The 13,888-nt window shown below is 75.4% G+C and carries 8 protein-coding genes; 6 read left to right on the forward strand and 2 right to left on the reverse strand.

The features are described 5' to 3' along the window. The first annotated feature begins 13 nt into the window (after window positions 1-13). The 5 genes from ACIQBJ_RS21565 (at window position 14) to ACIQBJ_RS21585 (ending at window position 7,573) form a co-directional block, all read left to right on the forward strand. Window positions 14-1,150, forward strand: a complete 1,137-nt coding sequence (locus ACIQBJ_RS21565; protein WP_400712741.1) for a DegT/DnrJ/EryC1/StrS family aminotransferase — start codon at window positions 14-16, stop codon at window positions 1,148-1,150. 115 nt (window positions 1,151-1,265) lie between these two features. Further along, window positions 1,266-2,372 (forward strand): DegT/DnrJ/EryC1/StrS family aminotransferase, encoded by a 1,107-nt coding sequence (locus ACIQBJ_RS21570; RefSeq protein ID WP_400712744.1) that lies wholly within the window; start codon window positions 1,266-1,268, stop codon window positions 2,370-2,372. A 122-nt stretch (window positions 2,373-2,494) separates the two neighbouring features. Further along, window positions 2,495-3,499: an SMI1/KNR4 family protein gene (locus tag ACIQBJ_RS21575; protein WP_400712746.1), complete on the forward strand. Its 1,005-nt coding sequence runs from the start codon at window positions 2,495-2,497 to the stop codon at window positions 3,497-3,499. Between the two features lie 25 nt (window positions 3,500-3,524). After that, window positions 3,525-5,999, forward strand: coding sequence for an SUKH-4 family immunity protein (locus ACIQBJ_RS21580; RefSeq protein WP_400712749.1), 2,475 nt, complete (start codon window positions 3,525-3,527; stop codon window positions 5,997-5,999). 170 nt (window positions 6,000-6,169) lie between these two features. After that, window positions 6,170-7,573, forward strand: coding sequence for a hypothetical protein (locus tag ACIQBJ_RS21585; protein WP_400712752.1), 1,404 nt, complete (start codon window positions 6,170-6,172; stop codon window positions 7,571-7,573). 45 nt (window positions 7,574-7,618) lie between these two features. Here ACIQBJ_RS21585 and ACIQBJ_RS21590 read toward each other — a convergent pair whose 3' ends face one another. Then, on the reverse strand, window positions 7,619-8,926 hold the full coding sequence (locus tag ACIQBJ_RS21590) for a nucleotide sugar dehydrogenase (RefSeq protein WP_400712755.1): 1,308 nt from the start codon (window positions 8,924-8,926) through the stop codon (window positions 7,619-7,621). Between the two features lie 590 nt (window positions 8,927-9,516). On the opposite strand from ACIQBJ_RS21590, the gene mfd reads away from it, so the two are divergent. Then, window positions 9,517-13,125 (forward strand): transcription-repair coupling factor, encoded by a 3,609-nt coding sequence (gene mfd / locus ACIQBJ_RS21595; RefSeq protein ID WP_400712758.1) that lies wholly within the window; start codon window positions 9,517-9,519, stop codon window positions 13,123-13,125. A gap of 75 nt (window positions 13,126-13,200) precedes the next feature. Here the strand turns inward: mfd and ACIQBJ_RS21600 are convergent, their stop codons facing one another. Then, a complete protein-coding gene (locus ACIQBJ_RS21600; RefSeq protein ID WP_400712761.1) occupies window positions 13,201-13,830 on the reverse strand; it encodes a DUF4352 domain-containing protein in 630 nt (209 codons plus the stop codon). Window positions 13,831-13,888: the final 58 nt, after the last annotated feature.

Here is a 13,888-nt window from a genome sequence, read left to right on the forward strand (position 1 = left end):
GAGAAGGAGCACCATGTCCACCATCCCCGTCATGATCCCGTGGCTCGGCGAGGAGGAGGCCCAGGCCGCCGCCGACGCCGTCCGCTCCGGGTGGGTCGCGCAGGGCCCCCGGGTGGCCGCGTTCGAGAAGGCGTTCGCCGAGTCCACCGGCGCGCCGCACGCCGTCGCGGTCTCCAACTGCACCACCGCCCTGCACCTCGCCCTGATCGGGGCCGGCGTCGGCCCCGGCGACGAGGTGGTCGTCCCCTCGCTGTCGTTCATCGCCACCGCCAACGCCGTCACCTACGTCGGCGCCGTCCCCGTCTTCGCCGACGTCGACCCGGCCACCGCCAACCTCACCCCCGACACCGTCGCCCCGCTGCTCACCGACCGCACCCGCGCCGTGATCGCCGTCGACCAGGGCGGCGTCCCCGTCGACCTGGACGCGATCCGCGCCCTGGCCGAACCGCGCGGCATCGCCGTGGTCGAGGACGCCGCGTGCGCCGCCGGCTCGGTCTACCGGGGCCGCCCGGCCGGCGCGGGCGCCGCGATCTCCGCCTACTCCTTCCACCCGCGCAAGCTGCTCACCACCGGCGAGGGCGGCATGCTCACCCTCCAGGACGGCGAACTCGCCGCCCGGCTGCGGCGGTTGCGCGAGCACGGGATGAGCGTCTCGGCCGCCGACCGGCACGCCGGCGCGGGCGGGGCGGGCGTGGTGGAGACCTACGACGAGATCGGGTTCAACCACCGGATGACCGACGTCCAGGCCGCGATCGGCCTGGTCCAGCTCGGCAAGCTGCCGGCGATGGTCGCCCGGCGGCGCGAACTCGCCGACCGCTACCGGGAGTTGCTCGGGCCCGAGCTGGCCGCCCGGCTGGTCGCCGACCCGGCGCACGGCACCTCCAACTTCCAGTCGCTCTGGCTGCTGCTCCCCGAGGACGCCCCCGACCGGGGCGAGGTGCTCGGCCTGCTCGCCGCCGAGGGGGTCTCCGCCCGGCGCGGCATCATGGCGGCGCACCTGGAGGCCCCGTACAAGGGGACGGCGCGGGTGCCGCTGCCGGTGACGGAGCTGATCACCTCGCGGTCGCTGATCCTGCCGCTGTACCACTCGCTGACGCACGGGCAGCAGGAGCGGGTGGTTGCGGCGCTGCTCGCGGCGCTGGGGCGTTGACGCGGGGGCGCACCCACGTGCAACCCGCTGTCCGTGCCGCGATCTTTCCGACGTGCTCCTTCCTCTTCGCGCAGTTCCTCGCGCCCCTGGTTCCACGCCTCCGAGAGGGTTTACTGTGACCGACATTCCGCTGGTCGACCTGCACGCCTCGCACGCCGAGATCGCCGACGAGGTCCGGGCCGGCTTCGAGGCGGTGCTGGCGAGCGGGGCCTACATCAAGGGCCCCGACGTGGTGGCGTTCGAGGGGGAGTACGCGGCGTTCTCCGGGGTGCGCCACGCGGTCGGGACGGCGAACGGCACCGACGCGCTGGAGCTGGCGCTGCGGGCGCTGGACCTGCCGGCGGGCGGCGGGGTGGTGCTGCCCGCGAACACCTTCGTGGCGACCGCCGAGGCGGTGGTGCGGGCCGGGCTGCGGCCGGTGCTGGTGGACGTGGACGAGGAGCACCTGCTGATCGACGTCGAGCGGGCCGCCGAGCGGCTCGGCGACGCCGTCGCCCTGATGCCGGTCCACCTGAACGGCCAACTCGCCCCGATGGAACGGCTGCTGGAGATCGCCGGAGAGCTGCCGGTGGTCGAGGACGGGGCCCAGTCGCAGGGTGCGACCCGGCACGGGCGGGTCTCCGGCAGCTGGGGGCGGATCTCGGCGACCAGCTTCTACCCGGGCAAGAACCTCGGCGCGTACGGCGACGCCGGCGCGGTGGTCACCGACGACGCGGAACTCGCGCGGGCCGTCCGGCTGATCGGCGACCACGGCTCGGCCCGCAAGTACGTCCACGAGCGGTTCGGGTTCAACTCGCGGATGGACACCCTGCAGGCCGTGGTGCTGCGGGCCAAGCTGCGCCGGCTCCCGGCCTGGAACGAGGCCCGCCGGGCCGCCGCCGAGCGCTACGACAAGCTGCTCGGCGGACTGGACGGGATCACCCTGCCCCGCACCCTGCCCGGCAACGAGCACGTCTGGCACCTGTACGCGGTCCGGGTCGAACGGGACCGCGACGGGGTGCTGGCGGCCCTCCAGCAGGCCGGTGTCGGGGCCGGCGTGCACTACCCGGTGCCGGTGCACCTGCAGCCCGCGTTCCGTCACCTGGGGCATGCGGAAGGCGCTTTCCCGGTCACCGAGCGGGCCGCCGGACAGCTGCTCACCCTGCCGCTGTTCCCGCAGCTCACCGAGGGGCAGCAGACCCGGGTCGCGGAGGCGCTCGCCGCGGCGCTGCGCAGCCGCTGAGGCCGCGGCGGCACCCGGCCGGCCGGCATCCGGCCGGGTACCCACCGCGCCCCCGAACCCGGGCGGCCGTTGCCCTACGCTGGTCCCCGAGGATTTCGGCTTGAGCCAGTGGGGGACCACAGATGACGACAGGTCGGCCCGGCACCGCCGCCGCCGTGCCCAACGCGGCCTACGCGGGCCAGGTGGTGCAGTTCCCGGACCCGGTCCGGGCCGAGCGGCACCCCCGCGGCGTACGCGTCGACGAGGCCGGGTACCCGGACTTCGGGCCGTACGCGGCCGCCGCCGCCGAGGTGGCCGACCCGCCGGAGGGCTTCGGCGTCGACGAACTGCGCCTGACCGACTACGTGTCGGCGAACGCCGCGCTGTACACCAAGGGCCACGAACTCTGGGCCGACCTGGACACCGCCGTCGCCACCCCGCCCGGCTGGACCTGGCACCACGCCGTCGGCGGCGCCCCCGCCGGCTGGCGCCGGATGGAACTCGTCCCGGTCGAGGTCAAGGCCCTGCTGCGGCACCACGGCGGCCTGTCCCGCTCCACCGCCGACCACACCCGGCGCGGCACCCGCCCGCTCCAGGAGCACCGCCCCGTCCACTTCTCGCTCACCAAGGACGGCGGCGACCCGCTGGTCGTCACCGAGGACCTGGTGCAGCGCGCCGAACAGCGCCTCGGCCACCCGCTGCCGACCGCCTACCGGGACTTCCTGAAGCTCACCGGCGGCCGCGGCCCGGCCGGCGTCGCCCTCGACGTCGACCTCGGCCTGCTGGTCGACCAGCCGTTCCTCACCCTCAGCGAGGAGTACGGCACCCACGACCTGGTGTACGCCAACAAGTGCCTGCGCGACCACCTCACCAAGGACCACTTGGCCGTCGCCTACCTGCAGGGCGGCCTGCTCGCCCTCAAGGTGCGCGGCGAGCGGACCGGATCGGTCTGGTTCCTGCCCTACGACGACGCCCGCGACACGGGCGCCGACGAGACCCCCGAGCAGCGCGTGCAGCGCCTGCTGCTGCCCTGCGGCGACAGCTTCGACGCGTTCCTGCTGCGCCTCGCGGGCAGCCCCGCGGAGCTGGAGACCGTCGCCGAACTCATGGTGGACGGCGGCTTCGCGCGCGCCGTCCCGGTGAACTGACCGAACGACAGGGGTGGGACGAGACGTGGTGACCACGTACGCGCAGGCGCAGGAGACCGCCGAGGACTGGATCAACGCCGGGGTGCCGCGCTCGCAGCACCGCGAGGTGAAGGTCCGCGAGTTCGACCTCGGCTACGTCTGCTGGGCCGTCGACGGCAGCGAGCACAGCGGCGGCCCCGGCACCTCGCCGCGCCTGGTGATCGCCCGCGACAGCGGCGCCAGCACGCTCTGGCCGCCGCTGCCGGTCAACGAGGTGGTCCGGCAGTTCGAGGAGCTGTACGGCACCGCGAGCGCGCCCAACCCGGCCGGCCCGGCCAAGCCGGTCCGCGGCGCCGTCGAGGCGACCTCCTTCCTGCTCAGCCCGCCGCAGTGGCTCCAGGAGGCCGGGGCCGCGGCGATCGCCGCCGAGGCCGCGAGCCTGGGCGGCAACGCGAGCCCGGGCGGGAACGTTCCTCCGCCCGCGCAGCCGGTCCCGCCGGTCCCGCCCGCTCCGCCGGTGCCGCCCGCGCCGTCGGCCGGCCTGCCGGAGCCCGGCGAGGAGGGCCCCAGCTACTTCACGGGCTCCTCGGCGACGCCCGTGCCCGGCACGCCGGTGCCGCCGCCGCCCGGCTCCGAGGCCGCGACGGTGCTCGCGCCCGGCCTGCCGTTCCCGGCCGCCGACGGACCGTCAACTCCCTTCCCGGGAGGCCCCGTTCCGCCGCCACCCGGCTCCGAGGCGGCGACCGTGCTCGCGCCGGGCCTGCCGTTCCCGCCGGACGGCCCCGTGCCGCCCGTGCCGCCCCCGCCCGGCGCCACCCCGCCGTACCCGGGGCCCGGCGCGCCCGGCCCGGACCCGGCCCCCACGCTGCTGGCCCCGCCGCCCGGCGCCACCCCGCCCCACCCCGTCGGCGGCCCGCCCGGGACGCCCGCCCCGCCGGTGCCCGGCCTGGAGCACGCCGCGACCATGCTCGCCACCGACGGCCCGCCCGGGCTGATGGGCCTGCCCGGCGCCCCCGGGCTGCCCGGCGGCCCGGCCCCGGCCGGTCGCGGCGGCCCCGGCGCGCCCCCGCCGCCCCCGCCGGGCCAGCTGCTGGCCAACGCCGGCGGCCCGGCCTCCGCCGGCACCGGCCGCGGTGGCCCCGGCGCCCCGCCGCCGCCCCCGCCGAACGAGCTGCTGCCGAACACCGGCGGCCCCGCGTCCGCCGGCACCGGCCGCGGCGGCCCCGGCGCGCCCCCGCCGCCCGCCCCCGGCGAGCTGCGCCCCGACGGCGGACAGCCCGCCCCGGCCGCCCCGCCGGCCGCGCCGCCCGCCGCCGCGCCCGAGGCCGCCGCCGTGGCGTACCAGGCGACCCAGCTGGCCCCGGCGATCGAGCTGCCCGCCCCGCCGCCGTTCCCCGGCGCACCGCAGGGCGGGCCGCAGGGCGCCCCGTTCCAGGCCCCGCCGCCGTTCCCGGGCGCGCCGGTGCCCCCGCCGCAGGGCGCGCCGTTCCCGCCGCCGGGCCAGGGCTTCCCGCCCGGCGGTCCGGCCCCGGCCGCGCCGCCGTCCGGCACGCCCACCATCGGCCCCGGCTCCACCGCCGTGGTCAACTACCGGGCGCCGGACGGCTCCGAGCGCAGCCTGGTGATGATGTCCGAGCCCGGCACCCCGCACCCGGAGTGGAAGGCGCTGCAGGAGCTGCGCCGCCTCGGCGTGCCGCCGGACCAGGTGCTGGAGGTGCACACCGACCTGGAGCTGTGCGACCTGCCGGCCGGCTACTGCGCCCGGATGGTCAAGGCGTCCTGGCCGAACGCCCGGATCAGCCACACCGCCCCGTACGGCCGGGACACCGCGGCCCGGCAGGCCGGCATGGCGGTGCTGAACGAGCACGTCGAGCAGCTGCACCAGCTGGTGTCCGCGCCGCCGCGCCCGCGCACCGTCCGGGTGCCGCTGCCCGCGCCCGGCTCGGTGCCGCCGTCGCCGGTCCCGCCGCCGCAGCAGCTGGCCGGCGAGTTCGGGCAGCTGTTCGGCCCGGGCATGTTCCGGTTCGAGCAGCGCGCGGTGGCCCGGCAGGGCGTCCCGGAGCCGGTCGCGCAGACCCTGATGTGGGTCGGCCTGCCGCGCGAGTTCCCGCCGTTCTTCTGGGCCCAGGCCCAGGAGGGCCGACCGATCCCGACGCTGGCCGAGCTGGCCGCCGAGCGCGGCCTGCCGCCCGGCCCGGACTTCGGCGGCTACCTGGTGCTCGGCAACGACTACGGCCGGCAGCTGTGCGTCCAGTACGGCACCGCCGCGGTGGTCGCCGTGGACATCGAGAACCCGGCCGAGCCGCCGCGGTTCGTCAACAGCGGCGTGCCCGAGTTCGTCCACTGCCTGCTGGTGCTGGCCCGGATGTGGCGGCTGCGCCACGGCCTGACCCCCGAGCAGGCGGGCCGCTGGACCACCGACTTCCAGGCCCAGCTGCTGGCCGCCGACCCGGCGGCCCTGCACACCCCCGAGAGCTGGTGGGCGGTCCTGGTCGAACAGCTCTGGGACGGCCTGCTGTAGGCGGTCCCCGCACCCGCCCCGCGGCCGGTTCCCCCGGCCGCGCGGCGGCGGCCTGTTTGGTTTGCGTTCGTATCTGCGCAAAATAGGTCAATGGGACGGCCGGTCCGTCCCGCCCGAACCACGCACCCGGCGGGGCTGCGCAGCCCGCGAGCACGAGGAGATCAGCCGAAATGAGCGACGCCGTGTCCCAGTACGGCTTCACCGTCTCCCGGCGCGGCTACGCGCCCGACCAGGTCGACGCGGCCGTCACCGCGCTCAGCCGGGACCGCGACCGGGCCTGGGAGCGGCTGAGCGTGCTCGGCTCCGGCCTGCGCGAGATGGAGAAGCGCCTCGCCGACGTCCGGCAGGCCGCCGAGGACGCCCCCGACCCCGACTTCGGCGAACTCAGCGACCAGGCCGCGGCCCTGCTCGGGATCGCCCTCAACGAGGCCGACGCCGTCCACGCCAAGGCCAAGCGCTCCGGCGAGGACGCCCGGGACGCCGCGCACGAGGCCGGCGAGGCCGCCGCCCGGGCGGCCAAGGAGTACAGCGTCAAGCAGCGGGAGGCCGCCGACCAGGCCGCCCGCCGCACCGACGAGCGCTCCCGGGCCGAGGCCGAGCGGATCCGCGCCGAGGCCGACGCCGAGGCCCGCGCCGTGGTGCACGCCGCGACCGGCCACGCCGCCCGGGTCCGGGTCTCCGCCGCCCAGGCGTCCGAGCAGTCCGAGGCCGCGCTCGCCGAGCGCCGCCGGAAGGCCGACGTGGAGGTCGCCCTCGCCGAGACCAAGGCCGACGAGGCGGTCGCGAAGATCACCGCCGACGCCGAGCGCCGGGTCCGGGAGGCCGAGCAGCACCGCGAGGACATGCTCGCCGAGGCCCGCCGACTCGACACCGACGCGCAGGCCAAGGCCGACGCGGCGCTGGCCGGGGCCCGCGAGAAGGCCGCCCGGATCAAGATCGCCAGCGAGCGGGAGCAGGCCGACTTCACCAAGCGGCTCGACAAGGTCCAGACCCACCTGGACCACATCAAGGGCACCCTGGCCTCGCTCACCGGCGCCGCCGTCGGCGCCGTCGAGGAGGTCGACCTCGGCGCGCTGAAGGCCGACCTGGCGAAGGCGGTCGGGGACCGGCCGGTCACCGACAAGCCGACCGCCGAGAAGGCCGGGAAGACCGTCGCCGACAAGCCGGTCGCCGACAAGCCGGTCGCCGACAAGCCGGTCGCCGACAAGCCGACCGCCGCCCCGGCCGTCGACCAGCCCACCGCCGTCCTCAAGCCCGTCCTGGACAAGGCCCCGGCGGACCGGCCCAGGGCCGAGGACCCGCGCAAGCCCTACGCCGCGCCCCCGGTCCCGTCGACCCCTCCGGCCCCGCCGGTCAAGCCCGCGAGCTTCGCCAAGGAGCCGCTCCCGGCCGCGCCCGCCGAGCCGCCCGCCGCCCCGCCGAAGCCCGCGGCGGCCCCGGCCCCGGCCCCGGCCCCGGCCCCGCAGCCCGCGCCCGAGGCCGAGACGAAGATCATCCCGAAGATCGTCATCGTGGACGACGGCATCGACCACGACACCCGCCCGGACCGCAACCGGATCCAGCGCAAGGGCTGAGCCGACACCGCCCCGGGCCCCGTCGGGGGCCCGGGGCGGCGGCGTTCAGAGCACCTCGACGGCGGCGCCGGTCAGGCGGCGGCGGCAGTCCAGGACGTACTGGGCGTGCTCGGTGATCGCCGCGTAGTCGAACTCGTCGTGGTCGGCGAGCAGGACCACCGCGTCGGCGGCGGCCAGCTCCTCCGGTGTGGCCTCGACCCGGCGGACGCCGGCCAGCGGGCCGCCGTCGTGCTCGGCGGCGCGCTGGCCCGGGATGTGCGGCTCGGCGACGTGCACGCCCGCCACCACGTGCGGGTCGGCGGCCCGGACCTCGGCGCCCATCCGGGTCAGCAGCTCGACGACCCGGGCGGCGGGCGTCTCGCGGGCGTCGCCGGTGTTCTTCTTGTAGGCCAGGCCGAGCACCAGCACCCGGGAGCCGTTGACCGAGCGCCGCCGTTGGTTGAGCGCGTCGGCGAGGCGGCGCACCACGTAGTCCGGCATGTGGCTGTTGACGTCGTTGGCCAGCTCGACGAACCGGAAGGACTGGCCGAGGGCGCGCTCCACCCGCCAGGACAGGTAGGACGGGTCGATCGGCAGGCAGTGCCCGCCGACGCCCGGGCCCGGGGTGAAGCGGAGGAAGCCGAAGGGCTTGGTGGAGGCCGCGTCGATGGCCTCCCAGACGTCGATGCCGAGGTCGTGCGCGAACATCGCCAGCTCGTTGACCAGCGCGATGTTGACGTGCCGGAAGGTGTTCTCCAGCAGCTTGGTCAGCTCGGCCTCCTTGCAGGAGGACACCGGCACCGTCCGCTCGACCAGCTGCCCGTAGAAGTCGCCGACCGCGGCCAGGCCCTCGGGCGTCGTCCCGGAGACCACCTTCGGCGTGTTCTCCAGCTTCCACACCGGGTTGCCCGGGTCGATCCGCTCCGGGCTGTAGCCGAGGTGGAAGTCGGCGCCGGCCCGCAGCCCGGAACCGGCCTCCAGCAGCGGGGCGAGCAGCTCCTCGGTGGTGCCCGGGTAGGTGGTGGACTCCAGCACCACGGTCGCCCCGGCCTTCAGGTGGCGGGCCAGCAGCTTCGCGGACGCCTCGATGTAGGAGAGGTCGGGCACGCCGTCCCGGAGCGGGGTGGGGACGGTGATCACGGCGACGTCGAAGTCGGCGACGTCGGCCGGGTCGGCGGTCGGCAGGTACTGTCCGGCGTCCAGCAGCGGGCGCAGCCGCTCGGCCGGGATGTCCTCCACGTAGGACTCGCCGACGGCGAGCCGCTTGATCCGGCGTTCGTCCACGTCGTACCCGACGACCCGGTGGCCGACCTCGGCGGCGCGAACCGCGAGCGGGAGACCGACGTAGCCCTGACCTGCGATGACAACGCGCATGACGAAGTAAACCCCCTGGAATGACCGGCGTCCCCACACCTTCTTCACACGAGGGTACGGAGCCGCGGCCTCCGCGCGGGGCGCTTCGCCGGAAGTGGCCGGGGCAGGCCGGTGCGGGTTCGCCGAGTGGTGTGCGGACGGCCTCGCGGACGGGCGCGGCGGGCCGGGTGCGAACGCGGCGACGCCGAGATCCGCGGCGCCCGCCGGAGCGGACGCCGCGAGTCCCGGCGTGAGTGGCACGGGCGCCCCCACCCAGGGTCGCCCGGCCTTCGCACTCCCGACCCCCATCGAGGTGCGACCGCGCTTCCGCAACCATCCCCCACGGTTGGGTGCGGCCTGCGCTGACACCCATCCTGCGCGGCGACCATGGACGCACAGTGACAGCAATGTGTCGACCGCATGATCTCTGGACGAGCCACGCCGAATACCGGTGCGTCCGGGCCGACGTGCCGGTCGGGACGCCGGGCCGCGTGCCCGGGCGCGGCGCGGCGTAGGCTGGACACCCCCCGGGCGCACCGCGTTCCGGGCCTGTCGCGCTGCCCGGCCGCCCGCTGGCGCCGGGCCACTCCCCGCCGTGGAGAACTTGACGTATGAGCCTGTCCGGACTGCTCGATGTCGTCGTACGGGACGCCGCCCTCGCCGAGGCGATCGAGGCGGCGGCCACGGGACACAGGCAGCACCTCGACCTGGTCGGGCCGCCCGCGGCCCGGCCGTTCGCGATCGCCGCGCTGGCCCGCTCGATGGCCGCCCGCGCCGGTGAGCGGGGCCGCCCGGTGCTGGCGGTCACCGCCACCGGCCGGGAGGCCGAGGACCTCGCCGCCTCGCTCCGCTCGCTGCTGCCCGCCGACGCGGTGGCCGAGTTCCCGGCCTGGGAGACGCTGCCGCACGAGCGGCTCTCCCCGCGCTCGGACACCGTCGGCCGCCGCCTCGCCGTGCTCCGCCGGATCGTCCACCCCAGGGCCGACGACCCGGCCGCCGGGCCGGTGCAGGTGGTGGTGGCGCCGGTGCGGAGCGTGCTCCAGCCGCAGGTCAAGGGCCTGGCCGAGCTGGAGCCGGTGGCGCTGCTGCGGGGCGAGCAGCACGACCTGGACGAGGTGGCCCGCAAGCTGGCGGCCGCCGCCTACGCCCGGGTCGAACTGGTCGAGAAGCGCGGCGAGTTCGCCGTCCGCGGCGGCATCCTGGACGTCTTCCCGCCGACCGAGGAGCACCCGCTGCGGGTGGAGTTCTGGGGCGACGACGTCGAGGAGATCCGCTACTTCAAGATCGCCGACCAGCGCTCGCTGGAGATCGCCGAGCACGGCCTGTGGGCACCGCCCTGCCGGGAGCTGCTGCTGACCGACCAGGTGCGCGCCCGGGCGGCCGAACTCGCGCTGCGGCACCCCGAGTTGGGCGAGATCCTGGACAAGATCGCGCAGGGGATCGCGGTCGAGGGGATGGAGTCGCTGGCCCCGGTGCTGGTCGACGACATGGAGCTGCTGCTGGACGTGCTGCCGGCCGGTTCGGTCGCGGTGGTCTGCGACCCGGAGCGGGTCCGCACCCGGGCCGCCGACCTGGTCGCCACCAGCCAGGAGTTCCTGGCCGCGTCCTGGGTGGCCGCGGCGGCGGGCGCCGACCGGCCGATCGACCTGGAGGCGATCGACGTCTCCGCCGCCTCGCTGCGGTCGCTGGCGGACGTCCGCGAGCACGCGGCGGGCATCGGCCTGCCCTGGTGGTCGGTCAGCCCGTTCGCCACCAGCGACTCGACGGTCTCCGCCGTCCTGGAGCGCGACGCCGACACCCTGACCCTGGGCATGCACGCCGTCGAGGCGTACCGGGGCGACACCGCGCGGGCGATCGCCGACGCCAAGGAGCGGCTGGCCGCGGACTGGCGGGTCGTCATGGTGACGGAGGGCCACGGCCCGGCGTCCCGGCTGGCGGAGGTGCTCGGCAACGAGGGCATCGCGGCCCGGCTGGTCGCCGACCTCGACGGGGCCCCGACCCGGGACGTGGTCCACGTCTCCTGCGGCTCGATCGAACACGGCTTCGTGGACGAGGAGTTGAAGCTCACCGTCATCACCGAGACCGACCTGTCCGGCCAGCGGTCCTCCACCAAGGACATGCGCCGGATGCCGTCCCGGCGCCGCAACGCGATCGACCCGCTGGCGCTGGCGGCCGGCGACTACGTGGTGCACGAGCAGCACGGCGTCGGCCGGTACGTGGAGATGGTGCAGCGCACCGTGCAGGGCGCCACCCGCGAGTACCTGGTGCTGGAGTACGCGCCCGCCAAGCGGGGCCACCCCGGCGACCGGCTGTTCGTGCCGACCGACCAGCTCGACCAGGTCACCAAGTACGTGGGCGGCGAGGCCCCGACGCTGCACCGCCTCGGCGGCGCGGACTGGGCCAAGACCAAGCAGCGGGCCAAGAAGGCGGTCAAGGAGATCGCCGCCGACCTGATCAAGCTGTACTCGGCCCGGATGGCGGCCCCCGGCCACGCCTTCGGCCCGGACACCCCGTGGCAGCGCGAACTGGAGGACGCCTTCCCGTACGCGGAGACGCCCGACCAGCTGACCACCATCGGCGAGGTCAAGTCGGACATGGAGAAGTCCGTCCCGATGGACCGGCTGATCTGCGGCGACGTCGGCTACGGCAAGACCGAGATCGCGGTCCGGGCGGCCTTCAAGGCGGTGCAGGACGGCAAGCAGGTGGCGGTGCTGGTGCCGACCACGCTGCTGGTGCAGCAGCACTTCTCGACCTTCGCCGAGCGGTACGCCAACTTCCCGGTGAACGTGAAAGCGCTTTCCCGGTTCCAGAGCGACACCGAGGCGAAGGCCGTCCTGGAGGGCCTGTTCGAGGGCTCGGTGGACGTGGTGATCGGCACCCACCGGCTGTTCTCCTCGGAGACCCGGTTCAAGGACCTCGGCCTGGTCATCGTCGACGAGGAGCAGCGCTTCGGCGTCGAGCACAAGGAGCAGCTGAAGAAGCTGCGGGCCAACGTGGACGTGCTGACGATGTCCGCGACCCCGATCCCGCGCACCCTGGAGATGGCGGTCACCGGCATCCGCGAGATGTCCACCATCACCACCCCGCCGGAGGAGCGGCACCCGGTGCTGACCTTCGTCGGCCCGTACGACGAGAAGCAGATCTCGGCCGCGATCCGGCGCGAACTGCTGCGCGAGGGCCAGGTGTTCTACATCCACAACCGGGTCGAGTCGATCGACAAGGCGGCGGCCCGGCTGAAGGAGCTGGTGCCGGAGGCCCGGGTGGCGACCGCGCACGGGCAGATGGGGGAGACCCAGCTGGAGAAGGTCGTCGTCGACTTCTGGGAGAAGGAGTTCGACGTGCTGGTCTCCACCACCATCGTGGAGTCCGGCATCGACATCTCGAACGCCAACACCCTGATCGTGGAGCGCGGCGACACCTTCGGCCTGTCCCAGCTGCACCAGCTGCGCGGCCGGGTCGGCCGCGGCCGGGAGCGCGGCTACGCGTACATGCTGTACCCGCCGGAGAAGCCGCTGACCGAGACCGCGCACGAGCGCCTCGCCACCATCGCCCAGCACACCGAGATGGGCGCGGGCATGTACGTCGCGATGAAGGACCTGGAGATCCGCGGCGCCGGCAACCTGCTCGGCGGCGAGCAGTCCGGGCACATCGCGGGCGTCGGCTTCGACCTCTACATGCGGATGGTCGGCGAGGCCGTCGCGGAGTTCCGCGAGTCGCTGGAGAGCGGCGGCGGCGAGCCGGAGGAGGAGCCGCTGGAGGTGAAGATCGAGCTGCCGGTCGACGCGCACGTCCCGCACGACTACGCGCCCGGCGAGCGCCTGCGGCTGCAGGCGTACCGCTCGATCGCCGCGGTCAACTCCGAGGAGGACATCGCGCACGTCCGCGAGGAGCTGACGGACCGTTACGGCAAGCTGCCCGAGCCGGTGGAGAACCTGCTGCTGGTGGCGGGCCTGCGGCTGTTCGCCCGGCGCTGCGGCATCGGCGACATCACGCTGCAGGGCACCTTCGTCCGGTTCGGCCCGGTCGAGCTGCGCGAGTCCCAGGAGCTGCGGCTCAACCGGCTCTACCCGCGCACCCAGGTGAAGTCCTCGGCCCAGCAGCTGCTGGTGCCGCGGCCCGGCAGCGGCAACCGTATCGGCGGCAAGCCGCTGCTCGGGCGGGAACTGCTGGCCTGGTGCGCCGAGTTCCTGACCACGATGTTCGACGACCTGAAGCGGTAGCGGGGCCGGGAGGCTCCGACCGGGGCGCGCGGGGCGGGAGACCGCCCGCGCGCCCCGTGCCGTTCCCGGCCCGCATCAGCCGACCTTCCACTGCCCGGTCTGCTGGGCGAAGCCGCTGTCCAGCGCGAACTGGATCTTGTCGATCTTCGCGTCGGCCGGCACCTCGAAGGTGATGAAGCCGAGCGCGCTCTCGCCGGGGGCGATGTTCGCCGGGACGGGGAACTCCGGGCCGGCCTTGGTCTCGGAGGCGATGCTGGACCCGAAGCCCTGGCCCTGGGCGTCCAGCAGCTTGGCGCTGTTCTGCGGGGCGTCCGCGTAGGCCGCGGAGCCGGTGGCCTTGATCCGGAACTGGACGGCGACGAAGCGCTTGCCGTCGGCGGGCTTGCTGAACTCGTCGGCGCCCTCCGGGTTGTCGACCACCTTCACCACGGTGACGTCCGCGGTGTTGGTCTTCTCGGTGCCCTTGAGGGCGATGGTGTCGCCGACCTTGGCGGTCGAGGACTTCGCCTCACCGCCCTGCGCCTGCGGGGAGCCGCCGGCCGCCGCGCCCGTCGCGGCGGCCGTGCTCTTCGGGGTGGTGGAGACCGAGTTGTCGGCCGGGCCGCAGGCGGTGGTGGCGGCGGCGAGCAGGGCGGCGCCGAACAGGACGGCGGCGGTGCGGCGGTTGGTGCGGACGGACGCGCGGACGGACGTGCGGATGGACATGGCGGGTTCTCCCCCTGGAGTGCGGTGGTGGCCGGTGTTCCGGCGACGAGCTCAATGA

It is taken from the genome of Kitasatospora sp. NPDC088391, from assembly GCF_044753345.1.
In the GTDB taxonomy this organism is placed as follows: Bacteria; Actinomycetota; Actinomycetes; order Streptomycetales; family Streptomycetaceae; genus Kitasatospora.

Bases quoted from the DNA above. Each gene is read 5' to 3' on its own strand.
- ACIQBJ_RS21565 (WP_400712741.1), top strand. From the start codon at position 14: ATGTCCACCATCCCCGTCATGATCCCGTGGCTCGGCGAGGAGGAGGCC.
- ACIQBJ_RS21585 (WP_400712752.1), top strand. From the start codon at position 6,170: ATGAGCGACGCCGTGTCCCAGTACGGCTTCACCGTCTCCCGGCGCGGC.
- ACIQBJ_RS21600 (WP_400712761.1), bottom strand. From the start codon at position 13,830: ATGTCCATCCGCACGTCCGTCCGCGCGTCCGTCCGCACCAACCGCCGC.
- ACIQBJ_RS21575 (WP_400712746.1), top strand. From the start codon at position 2,495: ATGACGACAGGTCGGCCCGGCACCGCCGCCGCCGTGCCCAACGCGGCC.
- mfd (WP_400712758.1), top strand. From the start codon at position 9,517: ATGAGCCTGTCCGGACTGCTCGATGTCGTCGTACGGGACGCCGCCCTC.
- ACIQBJ_RS21590 (WP_400712755.1), bottom strand. From the start codon at position 8,926: ATGCGCGTTGTCATCGCAGGTCAGGGCTACGTCGGTCTCCCGCTCGCG.